Source organism: Variovorax sp. V15 (genome assembly GCF_041154425.1).
GTDB lineage: Bacteria > Pseudomonadota > Gammaproteobacteria > Burkholderiales > Burkholderiaceae_C > Variovorax > Variovorax guangxiensis.
Genome location: NZ_AP028659.1, coordinates 6,540,968 through 6,559,737, shown reverse-complemented (window position 1 = coordinate 6,559,737; position 18,770 = coordinate 6,540,968). Strand labels below are relative to the sequence as shown.

Sequence of the window (18,770 nt, the reverse complement as noted above, 5' to 3'; positions counted from 1 at the left end):
AGGACTTGCCCCACCTGAGAACCAACTTCCTAGTACCAGGAGAGACACGATGCGCAAATGGATCGGGGCGATGTTGATCGCCGTCATCACGACGTTGGCGGGCTGCGGAGGCGGCGGGAACGGAGGCTCGGGCATCGGCCTCGGTCCGGGCTGGGGCGCTGGGGGCGGTGGTGGATCGGGCGGCGGCAGCGCCGGTCCGCAGAAGATCATCATCGACAGCGACTACAACACCATGAGCGACGACGGCCAGCTCGGCGTGATGGCCGCGCAGCTGCAGGCCGAGGGCAAGGTGCGGGTCATGGGCATCAGCGTGGTCTCGGGCAACCAGTGGCTCAAGCAGGGCGTGGCCGACGCGCTGATGTCGGTGGAGCGCCTGGGCGTGGGCGACCGCATCGGCATCTACTCGGGCGCGAACTACGCGCTGAACCACACCTTTGCCGACGTCGAGGCCGAGATGGCCGCCGGTGCCGGCGGCGATGGCTACCTCGGCGCCTGGGGCGGCCCCGAGCCCAAGACCGATGCCGACCTCAAGCCCTCGCCCGACGGCTTCGCGAAGCACACGGTGCTGCAGCGCAAGACGGCTGTCGACTTCATCGTCGACACCGTGAAGGCCAACCCCGGCGAGATCACCATCCTGGCCATCGGCCCGCTCACCAACATCGCGCTCGCGGTGAAGCAGAACCCCGAGATCGTCCCGCTCATCAAGAAGATCATCTACATGGGCGGCGCCATCGACGTGCCCGGCAACACCACCAAGGCGGCCGAGTTCAACTGGTGGTTCGACCCCGACGCGGCGCAGTTCGTGGTGCGGCTGCCCATTCCGCAGGTGGTGGTGCCGCTGGATGTGACCGACACCGTGTTCCTCACCAAGCCCATCTACGACCGCGTCGCGCACCCGGCCAAGCCCACGGCCGTGACCGACGTGTTCCAGAAGCTCAACGGCTACGGCTTCGACGGCAAGAACGGCTTCGAGACCAACCCGAACTACACGCAGAACATCTGGGACACGCTCACGCTGGCCTACCTGATCGACCCGAGCTACGCCACGCAGACGGTGGACCGCTACGTCGACGTCATCGCCAAGCCGGGCGCGGCGGACAACGGCCGCTCCATCGGCTATTCCTCGCAGCCCGCGGGGCCGACGCTGCAGAAGATGACGGTGGTGAAGAAGTTCGACAACGCGCGCTTCTTCGAGCTCTACGTCGACCTGCTCACGCGGCCCGTGCCCGTGGTGTTGCCCCTGACGTCGAACTGAGCGGCGTCATAAGCCGCGCTTATCCAAACGCAACCGGGAGACCCGTTCCCGGCAGGCGCCGTCCTTCGGATACTCGCCCACGTCCGCTTTCCCGCGGACGCACAACGATTCCGACAGAGACGCCGCCGTGCCTTCCCCCATCACCGCCATCGACAGCCACGCCCATGTGTTCGCGCGTGGCCTGCCCCTGGCGGCGACGCGCCGGCACGCGCCTGACTACGAGGCGACGCTGGCCGAGTACCTCTCGCTGCTCGATGCGCACGACGTCTCGCACGGGGTGCTGGTGCAGCCCAGCTTCTTCGGCACCGACAACGGCTTCCTGATCGACGCGCTGCGCGCGGCCCCCACCCGCCTGCGCGGCGTCGCGGTGGTCGATCCGCTGGTGGACGACGCCACGCTGCAGGCCATGGCCGAGTCCGGCATCGTCGGCATCCGCCTCAATATCGTGGGCATGCCGCTGCCCGATCTCGCCCGGCCCGACTGGCAACGGCTCTTCACCCGCGTGAATGCGCTGGGCTGGCATGTGGAGTTGCACCGCGAGTCGCGCGACCTCGCGCTGGCCGCGCAGCCTGTGCTCGATGCCGGATGCGCGTTGGTCGTCGACCATTTCGGTCGGCCCGCATCGGCGCCCGCCGACGATGAAGGCTTCGCCTGGCTGCTCGGCGCCGCGGACTGCGGGCGCATCTGGGTCAAGCTCTCGGCCGCCTACCGCAACTGGCCCGCGTCCACCGATGTCTGCGCGCATGACGCCGCGCAGGCGCTGCTGAAAGCCTTCGGCCCCGAGCGGCTGATGTGGGGCAGCGACTGGCCCCACACCCAGCACCGCGAGATCGCCGACTACACAACCGCCCACGCGACGCTCGCCGGCTGGGTGCCCGACGCCGCCGTGCGCCGACGCATCCTGGTCGACACGCCGGCGCTGCTTTTCAAGTTCAAGACAGGAGACATCAGAGATGACCAATGAAATCACCCGCGCGCGGCTCTTGCGCGCCGTCCCGCTCGCGCTCGCCGGCGCAGCCCTGCTGATGGGCAGCCTGGGCGCGCATGCCCAGGCGTGGCCGTCCAAGCCCGTGCGGCTGGTCGTGAGCTATCCGCCGGGCGGTACGGTCGACGCAGTGGCGCGCATCGTGGCGCCCAGGCTCTCGGCGAAGCTGGGCCAGCCGGTGGTGATCGACAACCGCGGCGGCGCGGGCGGCGCCATCGGCGGCGACCTCGTCGCCAAGAGCGCGCCCGACGGCTACACCGTGCTGCTCGACGCCTCCAACCACGCGCAGAATCCGGCGCTGCGCAAGATGCCCTTCGACACGCTGCGCGAACTGGCGCCGGTGTCGCTGCTGGTGAAGGTGCCCAACGTGCTGGTGGTGAACCCGTCGGCGCCGTTCAAGAGCGTTGCCGACCTGATCGCGCAGGCCAAGGCGAAGCCGGGCGGCATCAACTACGCATCGTCGGGCAACGGTTCGGCGCAGCATCTGGCGGGTGAGCTGTTCGCATCGATGGCGGGCGTGCAGATGACGCACGTGGCCTACAAGGGCGGCGGCCCGGCGCTCACCGACGTGATGTCGGGGCATGTGCCGGTGTTCTTCGCCAGCCTGGCTTCGAGCATGCCCTTCATCAAGGACGGCAAGCTGCGCCCGCTGGCCGTGACCGGCAAGGCGCATGCGCCCGCGCTGCCGCAGCTGCCCACCGTGGCCGAGGCCGGACTGCCCGGCTACGAGGTCTACGAATGGAACGCGGTGTTCGTGCCGGCCGGCACGCCCGCGCCGGTGGCGGAGCGCCTGTCGAAGGAATTCGCCGCCGCGCTCAAGGACCCGGAAGTGCGCAGCCGGCTCGAAGCGCTGGGCGCCGAGGTGATCGGCTCCAGCCCCGCCGAGCTCGACAGCTTCCGCCGCGCCGAGATCGCCAAGTGGACCAAGCTCGCGAAGGACAACAAGATCCAGCTCGATTGAGGCCGCAGCCTCAGCCGCGCAGCATGGTCGCGAACGCGTCGGCGAAGGTGGGCCGCGAGCGCGCCAGCCACAGCGCCGACAGCTCGAAGGCCGGCAGCCCCGCGCCGTCGCGCACCTCGGCGTAGCGCACGCCTTCGTGCCGCAGCGCGCGCACCGAGCGCGGCAGCAGCGACCAGCCCAGCCCGGCCGCCACGCAGGCCAGCACCGTCAGCGTGCGATTGGCGTCCTGCACCACCCGCGTCTCGTGGCCGGCACGTCGCAGCGCGCCCAGCAGCTGTGCGCGCAGGGCGGGAATCTGCTGCTCCGGGAACCACACCAGACCGTGCCGCGCGACATCGGCGAGCGACACGCAGCCGTCTTCGTCGAGCGGCCACGCGGCGGGCAGCGCGGCGATCAGCGGCTCCTCGCCCAGCCGCAGCTCGTGCACCCGCGCCGTGACCGACACCGGCGGATGCAGCAGCGCGATGTCGATGCGCCCGCCTTCCAGCGCCGCCACCTGCTCGGCGTTGCTCATCTCGCGCAGCACCACGTCGAGCTGCGGATGCTCGGCGCGCAGCCGGCGCAGCGCATTCGGCAGCACCTCGTAGACCGCATGCGTGACGAAGCCGATCGTGAGCCGTCCCGCGCGTCCTGCCCCCATCGCACGGGCACGCTCGGTGGCCGCATCGCCATAGGCCAGGCTGGCGCGCAGGTCGTCGATAACGGCCTGCCCCGCATCGGTGAGCGCGGCGCCGCGGCGCGTGCGCGTGAAGAGCGGCGTGCCGAGTTCCTTCTCGAGCCGGTTCAGCGTCTGCGTGAGCGCCGGCTGCGCCAGGCCCAGCCGCTCGGCCGCCTTGGTGAGGCTGCCCGCCTCGGCGATCGCGACGACGCAGCGCATCTGGCGGGTGTCCACGGCGGTGCCCCGTTCTCTCTTTCAGGCCGTCAGAAGGCTTCGCAGACGCGCAGCACCTCGCTGCCGTAGGCCTCGAGCTTCTTGGTGCCGATGCCGCTGATGCCCTGCAGGTCCTCCAGCGAGGCGGGCGCGCGCTCGGCGATGGCCGCCAGCGTGGCGTCGTGGAAGATCACGTAGGCCGGCAGGTTGTGCTCCTTCGCCACCTCGGCGCGCCAGGCCTTGAGCGCGTCGAAGCGCTTGCGGCCCGTCTCGTCGAGCTTGGCGGCGGCCGGCGGCGGTGTGCCCTTGGCGGCCTTCTCGCGCCGGGGCTTGCGCTCGGCAGGCGACGACACCGATTCGCGCAGCGTCACCGGCGTCTCGCCCCTGAGCACGGCGCGCGAACCCTCGGTGAGCTTCAGCGTGTTGAAGGCCTCCGCGTCCACCGCCAGCGCGCCGGTGGCGATCAGCTGGCGCAGCACGCCGCGCAGCGCCACCTCGCTGAACTCCGCGCCGATGCCGAAGGTGCTGATGCGCTCGTGGCCGAACTGCTTGACCTTCTCGGTCGTCTTGCCGCGCAGGATGTCCATGATGTGCCCGGCGCCGAAGCTGATGCCGCTCAACTGCTGCACGCGGTAGATGGTGCTCAGCAGCTTGCGCGCGGCATCGGTGCCGTCCCACACCTGCGGCGGGTTCAGGCAGTTGTCGCAGTTGCCGCAGGGCGTGCTCTTCTCGCCGAAGTAGCCCAAGAGGCGCACGCGCCGGCAGTCGCTCGCCTCGGCCAGCGAGAGCAGGGCGTCGAGCTTGCCGCGCATCACCTGCTTGAATTCCTCGCCGGCGGGGCTCTCGTCGATCATGCGGCGCTGGTTGACCACGTCCTGCAGGCCGTAGGCCATCCAGGCGTCGGCGGGGCCGCCGTCGCGGCCGGCGCGGCCGGTTTCCTGGTAGTAGCCCTCGATGTTCTTGGGCATGTCGAGATGGCCGACGAAGCGCACGTCGGGCTTGTCGATGCCCATGCCGAAGGCGATGGTGGCGACCATCACGATGCCTTCCTCGCGCAGGAAGCGGTCCTGGTGCTGCTGGCGCACCGCGGCGTCGAGGCCCGCGTGGTAGGGCAGGGCGTTGATGCCCGCGTCGCGCAATTGCACCGCCACGTCTTCCACCCGTTTGCGCGACTGGCAATAGACCACGCCCGCGTCGCCCTCGTGCTCGCGCTCGATGAAGCGCAGCAGCTGCGTGGTGGCGTCCTTCTTCTCGACGATGGTGTAGCGGATGTTCGGCCGGTCGAAGCTGGAGACGAACTGGCGCGCGTCCTCCAGCTGCAGCCGCTCGACGATGTCGGCCCGCGTGAGCGCGTCGGCCGTGGCGGTGAGCGCGATGCGCGGCACGCCCGCGTAGCGCTCGTGCAGCACGGTGAGCGCGCGGTACTCGGGGCGGAAGTCGTGGCCCCACTGGCTCACGCAATGCGCCTCGTCGATGGCGAAGAGCGACAGCTTGCCGCGCTCCTTCAGCGAATCGAGTTGCGACAGGAAGCGCGGCGTGTTCACGCGCTCGGGCGCCGCGTACAGCAGCGTGATCTCGCCGCGCAGCATGCGGCGCTCGACATCCTGCGTCTCTTCCCAGTCGAGCGTGGAGTTGAGGAAGGCCGCGCTCACGCCGGCCTCGTGCAGCGCGCCCACCTGGTCGTGCATCAGCGCGATCAGCGGCGACACCACGATCGCCACGCCCTTGCCCGCGCGCTGCCGGGCGATGGCCGGGATCTGGTAGCACAGCGACTTGCCGCCGCCCGTGGGCATCAGCACCAGCGCGTCGCCGCCGGCCACCACGTGGTCGACGATGTCCTGCTGGGCCCCCCGGAACTGCGCATAGCCGAAGACCTCGTGGAGGATGTCGGAGGGGGCGCTGCTGCCGGAGATGTCGATGGGTTGGGGGGCGAGAGAGGACACGGGCGGCGGGCGGGGGGAGGTCGGAAGGGAGGGGAAAGAGGGCGGCCGTCGATTGTCCCCCAGCGCCACAGATATGACTGTGGCACGAGGTTTGCAATGGTTGCTGCCGTCCTGCGTCCCTCCTGTCTAGACAGCAAAAAGGTGCATTTCCCAAGCAAATGCACCAGAAATGGCCTTTCGGGTTATCCTGTATATACAAGTTGGGGCGCCTGGCAACAATGCGAGGCGTGCGTTACCCGGCCATCGGGCCCGCCGCCGAGCCTTTTTCCCTCAAAGAACAGACCCAGGAGTACCCATGGTCAAGACGGTAGTTGTGAAGTTCGCCTCGCTGGTTGCAGCGGGCGCATGTGCGGCAGGCATGGCCGGAACGGCCGCCGCCCAGGATCTGACGAAGATCTCGCTCGGCATGTCCGGCTGGACCGGCTTCGCGCCGCTCTCGCTGGCGGACAAGGCCGGCATCTTCAAGAAGAACGGCCTGGACGTCGAACTCAAGATGATCCCGCAGAAGGACCGCCACCTCGCGCTGGCATCCGGCGCCATCCAGTGCGCGGCCACCACCGTCGAGACGCACGTGGCCTGGAACGCCAACGGCGTGCCGATCGTGCAGATCTTCCAGATGGACAAGTCCTACGGCGCCGACGGCCTCGCGGTGCGCGGCGACGTCAGCAAGTTCTCCGACCTCAAGGGCAAGACCATCGGCGTCGACGCCCCCGGCACCGCGCCCTACTTCGGCCTGGCCTGGATGCTCAGCAAGAACGGCATGTCGCTGAAGGACGTGAAGACCACCACGCTGTCGCCGCAGGCCTCGGCCCAGGCCTTCGTGGCCGGCCAGAACGACGCCGCCATGACCTACGAACCCTACCTCTCGACGGTGCGCGCCAATCCCGCCGCCGGCAAGATCCTGGCCACCACGCTCGACTACCCGATGGTGATGGACACCGTCGGCTGCGCGCCCACTTGGCTCAAGGCCAACGCCAAGGCCGCCGCCGCGCTCACCAAGTCGTACTTCGACGCGCTGGACATGATCAAGGCCGAGCCCGAGAAGTCGAACGAACTGATGGGCTCCGCCGTGAAGCAGAGCGGCGAGCAGTTCGCCAAGTCGTCGGCCTTCCTGCGCTGGCAGGACAAGGCGGCCAACCAGAAGTTCTTCGCGGGCGAACTCACCAGCTTCATGAAGGAAGCCACGCCCATCCTTCTGGAAGCCGGCGTGATCCGCAAGGCGCCGGAAGATCTCTCGGCCACCTTCGATGCAAGCTTCGTCAAGTAAGGCCTGTCAGATGTCGCAGATGCCGTCCGCCATGGTGGCCGCAGCGCCAGCCTCGAGGCCCGCAGCGGTGCCTGTCGTCGCGCCCGCGCGCCGCCGCGCGCTCGCGCCACTGGAGCCCATCGGCACGCGCGCCCGCGTGTTGCTGGGGCTCGCCTTCTTCGTCGTCTTCGTGCTCGTGTGGGCCATCGCCACGCTCGGCGGCTTCGTGCCGCCGACCTTCCTCGCGAGTCCGCCGACCATGGTCAAGGAAGGCTGGCTGCTCTTCACCGAGTACGGCTTCATCGGCGACATCGGCATGACCGTGTGGCGCGTGTTCGGCGGCTTCCTGCTGGCGGCCGTGTTCGCCGTGCCGCTGGGCATCGCCATGGGCACATGGAAGGCCGTGGAAGCCTTCTTCGAGCCCTTCGTGTCCTTCTGCCGCTACCTGCCGGCCTCGGCCTTCATTCCGCTGCTCATCCTGTGGGCGGGCCTGGGCGAGATGCAGAAGCTGCTGGTGATCTTCATCGGCTCCTTCTTCCAGATCGTGCTGATGGTGGCTGTCACCGTGGGCGGCGCGCGGCGCGACCTCGTGGAGGCCGCCTACACGCTGGGCGCCAACAGCCGCGGCATCGTGGCGCGCGTGCTCATTCCGGGCGCGGCGCCGGGCATCGCCGAGACGCTGCGCCTGGTGCTCGGCTGGGCATGGACCTACGTGATCGTGGCGGAGCTGATCGGCTCCTCCTCGGGCATCGGCCACATGATCACCGACAGCCAGGCGCTGCTGAACACCGGCCAGATCATCTTCGGAATCATCGTGATCGGCGTCATCGGCCTTTTGTCCGACTTCGCCTTCAAGGCAATCAACCGCCGTCTCTTCGCGTGGGCAGCACTGTGATGTCGCAGAACCAACTTTCCATCCAGGGTGTCTCTCGCGTCTTCACCGGCGCCAAGGGCCAGCGCACGCAGGCGCTGCAGCCGATCGACTTCGAGGTGAAGGAGAACGACTTCGTCACCATCCTCGGCCCCTCGGGCTGCGGAAAATCGACGCTGCTGCGCATCGTGGCGGGGCTCGACTTCCCGACCACCGGGCAGGTGCTGCTCGACGGCCAGCGCATCGAAGGCCCCGGCGCCGACCGCGGCGTGGTGTTCCAGAGCTACACGCTCTTTCCGTGGCTCACGGTGGCGCAGAACATCCGCTTCGGCCTGCGCGAGCGCGGCATGAGCGAGGCCGATCAGAAGGAGCGCAGCGAATTCTTCATCGCCAAGGTCGGCCTGCGCGGCTTCGAGAACCACTTCCCGAAGCAGCTCTCGGGCGGCATGCAGCAGCGCACGGCCATCGCGCGCGCGCTGGCCAACGACCCCAAGATGCTGCTGCTGGACGAACCCTTCGGCGCGCTCGACAACCAGACTCGCGTGCTCATGCAGGAGCTGCTGCTGGGCATCTGGGAGTCGGCGCAGAAGACGGTGCTGTTCGTCACGCACGACATCGACGAAGCGATCTTCATGGCCAACCGCGTGGCGGTGTTCAGCGCGCGGCCCGGGCGCATCAAGACCGAGATCGCGGTCGACTTCCCGCACCCACGCAGCTACACCATCAAGACCTCGCCGGAGTTCATGGAGATCAAGGCGCGCCTGACAGAAGAAATCCGCGCCGAATCGATGGCCGCGGCGGAGCATTGACGAAGACACGATGAAACGCGACCTGCCGACCCTCGCGCTCTACGCGCAAGTCATGGATCACATCTCCCGCAAGATCCAGGACGGGACGTGGCCGCCCGGCCACCGCCTGCCGTCGGAGCACGAACTGGTCGCGCAGTTCGGCATGGCGCGCATGACGGTGAACCGCGCGCTGCGCGAGCTGGTGGAGCAGGGCCGCATCGTGCGCGTGGCGGGCGTCGGCAGCTTCGTGGCGGAGAACAAGCCGCAGTCCACGCTGCTGCAGATCGCCAACATCGCCAGCGAGATTCGCCAGCGCGGGCACGACTACCGCTGCGAGATGATCGCCGTCGAGCGCCTCGCCGCCTCGCCCGACGTGGCCGCCTGGCTCGACAAGCGCGCCGGCGACTCGGTGTTCCACAGCGTGTGCCTGCACCTGGAGAACGGCACCCCGGTGCAGCTGGAGGAGCGCTTCGTCAACCCGCAGGTGGTGCCCGACTACCTCGAGCAAGACTTCTCGGCGATGCCGCCCAGCGAGTACCTGGTGCGCAACGTGCCCTTCGACCAGATCGAGCACGTCGTCGACGCCGTGCTGCCCAACGCCGAACAGGCCGAGCGCCTCGCGATAACGCCCACCGACCCCTGCCTGCTGCTCACGCGCCGCACCTGGTCGCGCAACGTTCCCGTGACGTGGGTGCGCTGCCTGCACCCCGGTTCACGCTACAGCCTGGGAAGCCGCTTCAAGGCCGACGGCAACCCCAGCTTCGGCTGAAGCAATGAACTCTCCCCCAGTCTTCGCGCACTTCGTGTCGCTTCGCCAACCCCCTCGCCGGGGGCAACACCTGCGGCCCGGCAAAGCCGGTTCCGCGGTGTTCCGCGAAGGGCCGTAGGTCTTTTTTAACGTCGTCATCGGCTTCGATTTCACTCGCAACTACTTGTATAGACAGGTTCACATGACAAGCAAACATACCGCCAACCCAGAAGCCTCCCTGATCCTCACGCCCGGCAAGGTCGGCCTCGCCACGCTGCGTCGCATCCAGGCCGGCGGCGTGCGCCTGTCGCTCGATGCGTCGGTGCGCGAGGGCATGCAGCGCGCCGAGGCCGCCGTGCGCCACATCGTCGAGAACGACCAGGTGGTCTACGGCATCAACACCGGCTTCGGCAAGCTCGCGAGCACGCGCATCGGCAACGACCACCTGGCCGAACTGCAGCGCAACCTGGTGCTCTCGCACAGCGTGGGCACGGGCGAGCCGCTGGCCGCGCCTGTCGTGCGCATGATCCTCGCGACCAAGGCCGTGAGCCTGGCGCGCGGCCATTCGGGCGTGCGGCCCGCGCTGGCCGACGCGCTGCTGGCGCTGTTCAACGCGGGCGTGATGCCGCGCATCCCGGCCAAGGGCTCCGTGGGCGCCTCGGGCGACCTCGCGCCGCTCGCGCACCTCGCCTGCGTGCTGATCGGCGAAGGCGAGGCGACGCTGGCCGACGGCCGCGTGGTGAGCGGCGCCGAAGCGATGAAGCACATCGGCCTCGAACCCTTCGTGCTCGGCCCGAAGGAAGGCCTGGCGCTGCTCAACGGCACGCAGGTGTCGACCGCGCTCGCGCTGGCCGGCCTGTTCGGCGCGGAAGACGTGTTCGCCTCGGCGCTGATGTCGGGCGCGCTGTCGCTCGAAGCCATCCAGGGCTCCATCAAGCCCTTCGACGCGCGAATCCACGCCGCGCGCGGCCAGCCGGGCCAGATCGCCGTGGCGGGCGCGGTGCGCACGCTGCTCGAAGGCAGCGAAATCGTTCCCTCGCACGCGGACTGCGGTCGCGTGCAGGATCCGTATTCCGTGCGCTGCATCCCGCAGGTGATGGGCGCTTGCCTCGACAACCTCGCGCACGCCGCGCGCGTGCTGGTGATCGAGGCCAATGCCGCGTCGGACAACCCGCTGGTCTTCACGGACACGGGCGAGGTCATCTCGGGCGGCAACTTCCACGCCGAGCCCGTCGCCTTCGCGGCCGACATCGTGGCGCTGGCCGTGAGCGAAGTCGGTGCGATCTCCGAGCGCCGCCTCGCGCTGCTGCTGGACAGCGGCCTGTCGGGCCTGCCGCCTTTCCTGGTGCGCGACGGCGGCCTGAACTCCGGCTTCATGATCGCGCAGGTCACGGCCGCGGCACTTGCGTCGGAGAACAAGTCGCTCGCGCACCCCGCCAGCGTCGACAGCCTGCCGACCTCCGCCAACCAGGAAGACCACGTGTCGATGGCCACCTTCGCGGGCCGCCGCCTGGCCGACATGGTCGACAACACGGCTGTTGTCGTCGGCATCGAAGCGATGGCCGCCGCGCAGGGCATCGAACTCAAACGCAAGCTCAAGAGCTCGCCGCTCGTGGAGGCCGAATTCGCCGCCATCCGCCAGAAGGTCGCCTTCCTCGAAACCGACCGCTATCTCGCCCCCGACATCGAAGCCATGCGCCAGTGGGCGCTGAAGGCCGAGCTGCCGGCCGCGCTGCTCGACATCCTGCCCAGCCACTCGTAAAACACCCCCCGATTAGGAGAACCCGCCATGAACGCTCCCGACAAATTTGCCCTGAACACTGCCACCGACCCGCGCCACGACCCGACGCGCGTGATCCGCGCCCCGCGCGGCAGCGAGCTCAACTGCAAGAGCTGGCTCACCGAGGCTCCCTTCCGCATGCTGCAGAACAACCTCGACGCCGAGGTGGCCGAGCGCCCGCAGGACCTGGTGGTGTACGGCGGCATCGGCCGCGCCGCGCGCGACTGGGCCTGCTTCGACCAGATCCTCGCCTCGCTGAAGGAGCTGAACGACGACGAGACGCTGCTCATCCAGTCGGGCAAGCCCGTCGGCGTCTTCAAGACGCACGAGAACGCGCCGCGCGTGCTGCTGGCCAATTCCAACCTCGTGCCGAAGTGGGCCAACTGGGAGCACTTCAACGAACTCGACCGCAAGGGCCTCTTCATGTACGGCCAGATGACGGCCGGCAGCTGGATCTACATCGGCAGCCAAGGCATCGTGCAGGGCACCTTCGAGACCTTCGTCGAAGCCGGCCGCCAGCACTACAACAACAGCCTCGCGGGCAAGTGGATCCTCACGGCCGGCCTGGGCGGCATGGGCGGCGCGCAGCCTCTGGCTGCCACGCTGGCGGGCGCGGTGTCGCTCAACATCGAATGCCAGCAGTCGAGCATCGACTTCCGCCTGCGCACTCGCTACGTCGACAAGCAGGCGCGCGACATCGACCACGCCTTCGAACTCATCAAGCAGCATTGCGACGCGAAGGAAGCCGTGTCGATCGCGCTGCTGGGCAACGCGGCCGAAATCCTGCCCGAGCTGGTGAAGCGTGCTAAGGCCGGCGGCCTGAAGCCCGACCTCGTGACCGACCAGACCTCCGCGCACGACCTGATCAACGGCTATCTGCCGGCCGGCTGGACCGTGCCGCAATGGCAGGCCGCCATGAAGGACGCCCCGCAGCATGACGCACTGAAGAAGGCGGCAGCCAGGTCGTGCGCCGTGCACGTGCAGGCCATGCTCGACTTCCAGGCCATGGGCATCCCCACGGTCGACTACGGCAACAACATCCGCCAGGTGGCCTTCGACGAAGGCGTGAAGAACGCCTTCGACTTCCCCGGCTTCGTGCCGGCCTACATCCGCCCGCTCTTCTGCGAGGGCAAGGGCCCGTTCCGCTGGGTGGCGCTCTCGGGTGACCCGGAGGACATCTACAAGACCGACGCCAAGATCAAGGAGCTGTTCCCCGAGAACAGGCACACGCACCGCTGGCTCGACATGGCGCGCGAGCGCATCGCGTTCCAGGGCCTGCCGGCGCGCATCTGTTGGCTGGGCCTGGGCGAGCGCCACATCGCGGGCCTGGCGTTCAACGAGATGGTGAAGAACGGCGAACTGAAGGCGCCCATCGTCATCGGCCGCGACCACCTCGACACCGGCTCGGTCGCCAGCCCCAACCGCGAGACCGAAGCCATGAAGGACGGCACCGACGCGGTGAGCGACTGGCCGCTGCTCAACGCGCTGCTCAACACCGCAGGCGGCGCCACCTGGGTCAGCCTGCACCACGGCGGCGGCGTGGGCATGGGCTATTCGCAGCACTCGGGCGTGGTGATCGTTTGCGACGGTACCGACGCGGCCGCCAGGCGCATCGAGCGCGTGCTCTTCAACGACCCGGCCACGGGCGTGATGCGCCATGCCGACGCGGGCTACGACATTGCCGTCGCCACCGCGAAGAAGCAGGGCCTGAAGCTGCCGATGGTGAAGTGAGGGCGGGCGCCGCCGCGAAGAACGGCGGCACCTTAAGCCGAAGGTAGAAAGAAAAAGCAGGCCCATTCCCACTCGATGGGAATACGGGCTTGGAAGTGGGAACGGCGGGCAAGATACTGCACGCCGGTTCCATTCATCCGATCGACCGCATGACGACCCCGACCGACGCCCCCGCCAACGACCGCGCGCTGTTCGTGCTGTCGGTGCTGGCGCAGAGCAAGGCGTCGATGACGGCGGCCGAGCTGGTGCGGGCCACGGGCCTCTCGCAAAGCACGCTGTACCGGCAGATCGCCACCTTGCGTCGCTGGGGCTTCGTGATGGAGTCCGACGGCCGCTACTCGCCAGGCCCGGTGAGCGTGCAGCTGGCCACCGGCTTCGACGGCAACTCCGACCTCGTGATCGCGGCTCGCGCCGACATGCGCGCGCTGGCACAGCAGTCGCACGAGAGCGTGGCGCTGGTCACGGCGGTGAACGAGCGCGTCGTGTGCCTGGAGATGATCGACAGCGAACAGTCGCTGCGCTGCTCCTTCGACCGCGGCCGCAGCGTGCCCGCGCGCGACGGCGCCAGCGCCAAGTGCCTGCTGGCCCACATGCCGATCGACCAGCGCGACGCCCTGCTCGACGGCCTCGGCGAAAGCCCCGAGCGCCGCGCCGAGCGCGCCGCCGAACTCGACGCCATCCGCGAGGCCGGCCATGCCGTGACCCACGGCGAAGTCGACGCCGGCGTGTGGGGCGCGAGCGCGCCGGTGCTGGCCCCGGGCCGCCGCCTGCGCGGCGCAATCACGCTGATGGCACCGCTCACGCGCGTCGAGGGCATGGAAGCTGCATTGCTGCACATGACCGTCGTCACGGCGGCGCGCATCTCGCGGGCGCTGCAGTAGCCACGCCGGCTCTTCTTTCTTTTCTTTCCCTCTCACCTCCACTCACACCACGAAAGCCCATCGCCATGAACACCCGCCGCTCCATCGTCGCCGCCGCACTCTCCGGCCTTGCCATCTTCGGTTTCGCGGGTGCCGCGCATGCGCAGGGCGAGCCGCTGCGCGTGGCCACCGACGCCACCTTCCCGCCGATGGAGTTCGTGGAGAACGGCAAGCGCACCGGCTTCGACGTGGAACTGGTCGAGGCCATCGGCAAGACGCTGGGCCGAAAGATCGAGTGGATCGACATCGACTTCAAGGGCCTCGTGCCGGGCCTGATCTCCAAGCGCTTCGACATGGCAGTCTCTGGCATCTACATCACCGACGAGCGCAAGAAGGTGGTCGACTTCACCGTGCCCTATTACGCGGGCGGCCTCGTGGTGATGGTGAAGGACGGCAACACGGCCATCAAGACGCCGGCCGACATCAACGGCAAGAAGGTCAGCGTGCAGGTGGGCACCAAGTCGGTGAGCTACACGAAGGAGAAATTCCCGCAGGTGCAGCTGATGGAAGTCGAGAAGAACCAGGAGATGTTCAACCTCGTCGACATCGGCCGCGCCGACGCCGCCGTGACCGGCAAGCCCGCCGCCTACCAGTACGTGCGCACGCGCGGCGGCCTGAAGGTGCTGCCCGAGCAGATCACCACCGAGGAATACGGCATGGCCATCCGCAAGGACACGCCCGAGCTGACCAAGGCGGTGAACGGCGCCATCGAGAAGCTGAAAGCGGACGGCACCTACGACCAGATCGTCAAGAAGTGGTTCAGCACGGCTGCCAAGTAAGCCCGCCATGGATCTCGATTTCTCGCCCGTCTGGGAAGGCTGGCACGACCTGCTGCGCGGCGCGCTGGTCACGGTGGAAATCACCGCCTGCGCGCTGGCGCTGGGCTGCGTGCTGGGCCTGCTGGTCGGCATCGGCCGGCTGAACCCGAAGCGGCGCTGGCTCTACGGCATCTGCACCGCCTATGTCGCGGCCATTCGCGGCACGCCGCTGCTGGTGCAGCTGTTCATCCTGTTCTTCGGCCTGCCGCACTTCGGCATCCTGCTGCCGGCCTTCGTGTGCGGTGTGCTGGGGCTCGGCGTGTATTCGGGCGCCTACGTGTCGGAGATCGTGCGCGGCGCGATCCAGTCGATCGACAAGGGCCAGACCATGGCGGCGCAGTCGCTGGGCATGACGCCCGGCCTCGCGATGCGCCACATCGTGCTGCCGCAGGCGGTGGTGCGCATGATCCCGCCGCTGGGCAACGAGTTCATCGCGCTCATCAAGAACTCGGCGCTGGTGTCGTTGCTGACCATCCACGACGTGATGCACGAGGGGCAGAAGATCATCAGCGTGTCGTACCGCTCGCTGGAGGTGTACCTGGCCATCGCGGTCGTGTACTTCGTGCTCACCGGCACGATGACGCTGGTGCTGCGGCACTTTGAGCAGCGCCTGCGCCAGGGCGGGATGGTGCGATGACCGGCGTGCTTCGTCGCTTCTCGCGCGCCTCGCTGCCCGCCACGCCGTGGAAGAACGGCGGCGGCACCACGCAGGAGATCGCCAGCTGGCCGCAGGGCGCGGGGCTCGACAGCTTCGGCTGGCGCGTGAGCATCGCCACCATCGCGGCGGCCGGGCCGTTCTCGGTGTTCGCGGGCGTGGACCGCAGCATCACGCTGCTCGAGGGCGACGGCGTGCGGCTCTTCACGCACGACGGGCGCATCGAACACCGGCTCGACACCGCACTGCAGCCATTCGCTTTCAGCGGCGACGAGGCCATCGACTGCACGCTGCTCGGCGGCGCCTCGAACGACTTCAACGTGATGACCCGGCGCGGCCAGTGGCGCGCCGAAGTTCGCGTGCTGGACGGCGCCACGGCCATCGAGCCTGCGCCGCACGGCGTGCTGCTGGCGCTGCGCGGTGCATGGCGCCTGGACGACGAAGCCTGCGGCGAGGGCGAAGGCCTGCAGTGGGCCGATGCCGCGTGCGGCTGGCAGGCGATGCCCGAGGGCGCCGGCGCGCGGCTGCTCGCGGTGCGCATCCTGCCGGCCTGAGCTGCCGACGCAACAACAGGAACAACGATGAAACCCGTCAACGAATTTCCCTCGGCCGACGGCCTCTGGACCGGCATCCGCCTTGCCGCCGATGCGGGCGTGGAAGCCGCCATCGTGGTGGAGCAGGGCGCGGTCCGCTGGGTCGGCGCCCGAAGCGCGCTGCCGGCTGAATTCGCCGGGCTCGTGCCGCACGATGGCGGCGGTGCGCTCGTCACCCCGGGGCTGGTCGATTGCCACACGCACCTCGTCTACGGCGGCCAGCGCGCCAACGAGTTCGCGATGCGCCTGGGGGGCGCCACGTACGAAGAAGTGGCGAAGGCCGGCGGCGGCATCGTCTCGTCGGTGCGCGCCACGCGCGAGGCCGACGAGGACACGCTCTTCGCGCAGGCCACCGCGCGGCTGGAGCAGCTGCTGGCCGACGGCGTGTGCGCCATCGAGATCAAGTCGGGCTACGGCCTCTCGCTGGAGCACGAGCGCAAGCAACTGCGCGTGGCGCGGCGCCTGGGCGAGGCCTACGGCGTGACGGTGCGCACCACTTTTCTCGGCGCGCATGCGTTGCCGCCCGAGTACGCGGGCCGCAGCGGTGAGTACATCGATCTCGTGTGCGACGAGATGCTGCCCGCGCTCGCGGCCGAAGGACTGGTCGACGCGGTGGACGTGTTCTGCGAGCGCATCGCCTTCTCGCTCGCCGAGACCGAGCAGGTCTTCAAGGCCGCGAAGGCGCTGGGCCTGCCGGTGAAGCTGCATGCGGAGCAGCTCTCTGACATGGGCGGCGCCGCATTGGCCGCGAGCTACGGCGCGCTCTCGTGCGACCACATCGAGCACCTGTCGGCCGAGGGCATCGCGGCGATGCGCAGATCCGGCACCGTGGCCGTGCTGCTGCCGGGCGCCTACTACACGCTGCGCGACACGCACCTGCCGCCCATCGCCGCGCTGCGCGCCGCGGGCGTGCCGATGGCGGTGTCGACCGACCACAACCCCGGCACCTCGCCCGCGCTGAGCCTGCTGCTGATGGTGAACATGGCCTGCACGCTGTTCCGCCTCACGGTGCCCGAGGCGCTCGACGGTGTCACCGTGCACGCCGCGCGCGCGCTGGGCCTGCAGGACACGCACGGCGCCATAGCGCCCGGCATGCCCGCCAACTTCGTGCTGTGGAACGTGCGCGAGGCGGCCGAGCTCGCCTACTGGTTCGGACAGCAGCCCGTGCGCACGGTGGTGCGGCAAGGGCGCATCGCCATTGGAGCCAACGCATGACGACAAACACCCTTTTCGCTGCCGACGCGCTGCTGCCCGAAGGCTGGGCCCGCAACGTGCTGCTGGCGTGGGACGACGCGGGCCGGCTCACGCAGGTGCAGGCCGGCGCGCAGCGCCCCGCCGGCACCGAGGCCGCGCGCGGCCCCGTGATCCCGGGCATGCCCAATCTGCATTCGCACGCCTTCCAGCGCGCCTTCGCGGGCCTCACGGAACACCGCGCCGAGCAGCATGACAGCTTCTGGAGCTGGCGCACGCTGATGTACCGCTTTGCCGCGCGCCTGGGCCCGCAGCACATGGAAGCCATCGCGACCTGGCTCTATGCCGAGATGCTCGAAGCGGGCTACACCGGTGTGTGCGAGTTCCAGTACGTGCACCACGACGTGGACGGCCGCCCCTATGCCGACGACGCCACGCTGAGCCTCGCGCTGCTGCGCGCGGCGAAGAAGGTGGGCATCGGCTTCACGCTGCTGCCGGTGCTCTACCAGACCGGCGGCTTCGGCGAGCAGCCGCCCACCGAAGGACAGCGCCGCTTCGTGCGCTCCACCGAATCGATGCTGCGCCTGCTAGAAGCGCTCAAGCCGCAGTGCGATGCTCAGGGCGCACGGCTGGGCCTCGCGCCGCATTCGCTGCGCGCCGTGCCGCCCGAGGGGTTGCGCGACGCCATCGCGGGGCTCGAGGCCATCGACCGCACGGCGCCCATCCACATCCACATTGCCGAGCAGACCAAGGAAGTGGACGACTGCGTGGCCTGGAGCGGCCTGCGCCCGGTCGAATGGCTGCTCGACCACGCGCCGGTGGACGAGCGCTGGTGCCTGGTGCACGCCACGCACATGAACGACGCCGAGTACGAATACGCGGCCCGCAGCGGCGCGGTCGCGGGCCTGTGCCCGACCACCGAGGCGAACCTGGGCGACGGCATCTTCGACTTCGCCAAGTGGCGCAGCCACGGCGGCGCCTGGGGCGTGGGCTCCGACAGCCACGCCAGCGTGAACGCGGCCGAGGAACTGCTGATGCTCGAATACAGCCAGCGCCTGGCCCGGCGCCAGCGCAACGTCGGCGCCAGCGCGGCGCAGCCGCACGTCGCGACCGCGCTCACGCTGGAGGCGGTGCAGGGCGGGGCGCGGGCCTCGGGCCGCGCCACGGGCGGGCTCGCGGCGGGGCAGCAGGCCGACTTCGCGGTGCTCGATGCCTCGCACATCGCGCTGCAGGGCCTGCCCGCGCCCGATATGCTTTCCGCCCACGTCTTCGCGAGCCATCGCACCTCGGCCATCGACGGTGTCTGGGTCGCGGGCCGGCCGCGTGTCTCGGCCGGGCGCCACGCGCTGCACGACGAAGCCGCCGCCGCCTTCGTGGCCGCGCGCACCCAACTACTCCAGGATTGATCGAACGA

17 protein-coding genes are annotated in these 18,770 nt (G+C 69.2%); 15 read left to right on the top strand and 2 right to left on the bottom strand.

What is annotated here, in order from left to right; genetic code table 11:
* Nucleotides 1-49 precede the first annotated feature (49 nt).
* From ACAM57_RS30960 to ACAM57_RS30950, 3 genes are all read left to right on the top strand, one after another.
* Nucleotides 50-1,255 carry a nucleoside hydrolase gene (locus ACAM57_RS30960; RefSeq protein ID WP_369660085.1) on the top strand — a complete coding sequence of 402 codons (1,206 nt, stop codon included), beginning with the start codon at nt 50-52 and terminating at the stop codon, nt 1,253-1,255.
* A gap of 127 nt (nt 1,256-1,382) precedes the next feature.
* The gene (locus ACAM57_RS30955; RefSeq protein WP_369660084.1) at nt 1,383-2,219 is read left to right on the top strand and encodes an amidohydrolase; all 837 of its coding nucleotides are present in this window, start codon (nt 1,383-1,385) and stop codon (nt 2,217-2,219) included.
* Entirely contained in the window at nt 2,209-3,201 is a 993-nt protein-coding gene (locus ACAM57_RS30950) for a tripartite tricarboxylate transporter substrate binding protein (protein WP_126022530.1), read from the top strand. Before ACAM57_RS30955 ends, ACAM57_RS30950 begins: the two co-directional genes overlap by 11 nt.
* Before the next feature lie 10 nt (nt 3,202-3,211).
* Here the strand turns inward: ACAM57_RS30950 and ACAM57_RS30945 are convergent, their stop codons facing one another.
* Both ACAM57_RS30945 and recQ read right to left on the bottom strand, forming a co-directional pair.
* On the bottom strand, nt 3,212-4,093 hold the full coding sequence (locus tag ACAM57_RS30945; RefSeq protein ID WP_369660083.1) for a LysR family transcriptional regulator: 882 nt from the start codon (nt 4,091-4,093) through the stop codon (nt 3,212-3,214).
* A 29-nt stretch (nt 4,094-4,122) separates the two neighbouring features.
* Complete coding sequence (gene recQ / locus ACAM57_RS30940) at nt 4,123-6,015, bottom strand: DNA helicase RecQ (protein WP_369660082.1); 1,893 nt, start codon at nt 6,013-6,015, stop codon at nt 4,123-4,125.
* A 295-nt stretch (nt 6,016-6,310) separates the two neighbouring features.
* Here recQ and ACAM57_RS30935 point away from each other — a divergent pair, with 295 nt between their 5' ends.
* From ACAM57_RS30935 to ACAM57_RS30880, 12 genes are all read left to right on the top strand, one after another.
* Nucleotides 6,311-7,282, top strand: coding sequence for an ABC transporter substrate-binding protein (locus ACAM57_RS30935; RefSeq protein WP_126022527.1), 972 nt, complete (start codon nt 6,311-6,313; stop codon nt 7,280-7,282).
* On the top strand, nt 7,263-8,156 hold the full coding sequence (locus ACAM57_RS30930; protein ID WP_206169501.1) for an ABC transporter permease: 894 nt from the start codon (nt 7,263-7,265) through the stop codon (nt 8,154-8,156). Before ACAM57_RS30935 ends, ACAM57_RS30930 begins: the two co-directional genes overlap by 20 nt.
* Nucleotides 8,156-8,941, top strand: coding sequence for an ABC transporter ATP-binding protein (locus tag ACAM57_RS30925; RefSeq protein ID WP_369660081.1), 786 nt, complete (start codon nt 8,156-8,158; stop codon nt 8,939-8,941). The genes ACAM57_RS30930 and ACAM57_RS30925 overlap by 1 nt, the downstream gene beginning before the upstream one ends.
* 10 nt (nt 8,942-8,951) lie before the next feature.
* Complete coding sequence (gene hutC, locus ACAM57_RS30920) at nt 8,952-9,689, top strand: histidine utilization repressor (protein ID WP_369660080.1); 738 nt, start codon at nt 8,952-8,954, stop codon at nt 9,687-9,689.
* A gap of 181 nt (nt 9,690-9,870) precedes the next feature.
* Nucleotides 9,871-11,430: a histidine ammonia-lyase gene (gene hutH, locus ACAM57_RS30915; protein WP_369660079.1), complete on the top strand. Its 1,560-nt coding sequence runs from the start codon at nt 9,871-9,873 to the stop codon at nt 11,428-11,430.
* A gap of 27 nt (nt 11,431-11,457) precedes the next feature.
* The gene (gene hutU, locus ACAM57_RS30910) at nt 11,458-13,179 is read left to right on the top strand and encodes a urocanate hydratase (protein ID WP_369660078.1); all 1,722 of its coding nucleotides are present in this window, start codon (nt 11,458-11,460) and stop codon (nt 13,177-13,179) included.
* Between the two features lie 149 nt (nt 13,180-13,328).
* Nucleotides 13,329-14,060 carry an IclR family transcriptional regulator gene (locus ACAM57_RS30905; protein ID WP_126022522.1) on the top strand — a complete coding sequence of 244 codons (732 nt, stop codon included), beginning with the start codon at nt 13,329-13,331 and terminating at the stop codon, nt 14,058-14,060.
* Between the two features lie 65 nt (nt 14,061-14,125).
* Nucleotides 14,126-14,878, top strand: a complete 753-nt coding sequence (locus ACAM57_RS30900) for a transporter substrate-binding domain-containing protein (protein ID WP_125952686.1) — start codon at nt 14,126-14,128, stop codon at nt 14,876-14,878.
* A gap of 7 nt (nt 14,879-14,885) precedes the next feature.
* Nucleotides 14,886-15,554, top strand: coding sequence for an amino acid ABC transporter permease (locus ACAM57_RS30895; protein ID WP_369660077.1), 669 nt, complete (start codon nt 14,886-14,888; stop codon nt 15,552-15,554).
* Nucleotides 15,551-16,126, top strand: coding sequence for a HutD family protein (locus ACAM57_RS30890; RefSeq protein ID WP_369660076.1), 576 nt, complete (start codon nt 15,551-15,553; stop codon nt 16,124-16,126). Before ACAM57_RS30895 ends, ACAM57_RS30890 begins: the two co-directional genes overlap by 4 nt.
* Nucleotides 16,127-16,153: 27 nt before the next feature.
* The gene (gene hutI / locus ACAM57_RS30885; RefSeq protein WP_369660075.1) at nt 16,154-17,380 is read left to right on the top strand and encodes an imidazolonepropionase; all 1,227 of its coding nucleotides are present in this window, start codon (nt 16,154-16,156) and stop codon (nt 17,378-17,380) included.
* Nucleotides 17,377-18,762, top strand: a complete 1,386-nt coding sequence (locus ACAM57_RS30880) for a formimidoylglutamate deiminase (RefSeq protein ID WP_369660074.1) — start codon at nt 17,377-17,379, stop codon at nt 18,760-18,762. Before hutI ends, ACAM57_RS30880 begins: the two co-directional genes overlap by 4 nt.
* Nucleotides 18,763-18,770 lie beyond the last annotated feature (8 nt).

Coding starts and splice junctions, on each gene's coding strand:
- ACAM57_RS30880 (WP_369660074.1), top strand. CDS start 17,377: ATGACGACAAACACCCTTTTCGCTGCCGACGCGCTGCTGCCCGAAGGC.
- ACAM57_RS30890 (WP_369660076.1), top strand. CDS start 15,551: ATGACCGGCGTGCTTCGTCGCTTCTCGCGCGCCTCGCTGCCCGCCACG.
- ACAM57_RS30950 (WP_126022530.1), top strand. CDS start 2,209: ATGACCAATGAAATCACCCGCGCGCGGCTCTTGCGCGCCGTCCCGCTC.
- ACAM57_RS30925 (WP_369660081.1), top strand. CDS start 8,156: ATGTCGCAGAACCAACTTTCCATCCAGGGTGTCTCTCGCGTCTTCACC.
- ACAM57_RS30935 (WP_126022527.1), top strand. CDS start 6,311: ATGGTCAAGACGGTAGTTGTGAAGTTCGCCTCGCTGGTTGCAGCGGGC.
- ACAM57_RS30930 (WP_206169501.1), top strand. CDS start 7,263: ATGCAAGCTTCGTCAAGTAAGGCCTGTCAGATGTCGCAGATGCCGTCC.
- hutC (WP_369660080.1), top strand. CDS start 8,952: ATGAAACGCGACCTGCCGACCCTCGCGCTCTACGCGCAAGTCATGGAT.
- hutH (WP_369660079.1), top strand. CDS start 9,871: ATGACAAGCAAACATACCGCCAACCCAGAAGCCTCCCTGATCCTCACG.
- hutU (WP_369660078.1), top strand. CDS start 11,458: ATGAACGCTCCCGACAAATTTGCCCTGAACACTGCCACCGACCCGCGC.
- ACAM57_RS30960 (WP_369660085.1), top strand. CDS start 50: ATGCGCAAATGGATCGGGGCGATGTTGATCGCCGTCATCACGACGTTG.
- ACAM57_RS30900 (WP_125952686.1), top strand. CDS start 14,126: ATGAACACCCGCCGCTCCATCGTCGCCGCCGCACTCTCCGGCCTTGCC.
- ACAM57_RS30905 (WP_126022522.1), top strand. CDS start 13,329: ATGACGACCCCGACCGACGCCCCCGCCAACGACCGCGCGCTGTTCGTG.
- hutI (WP_369660075.1), top strand. CDS start 16,154: ATGAAACCCGTCAACGAATTTCCCTCGGCCGACGGCCTCTGGACCGGC.
- ACAM57_RS30895 (WP_369660077.1), top strand. CDS start 14,886: ATGGATCTCGATTTCTCGCCCGTCTGGGAAGGCTGGCACGACCTGCTG.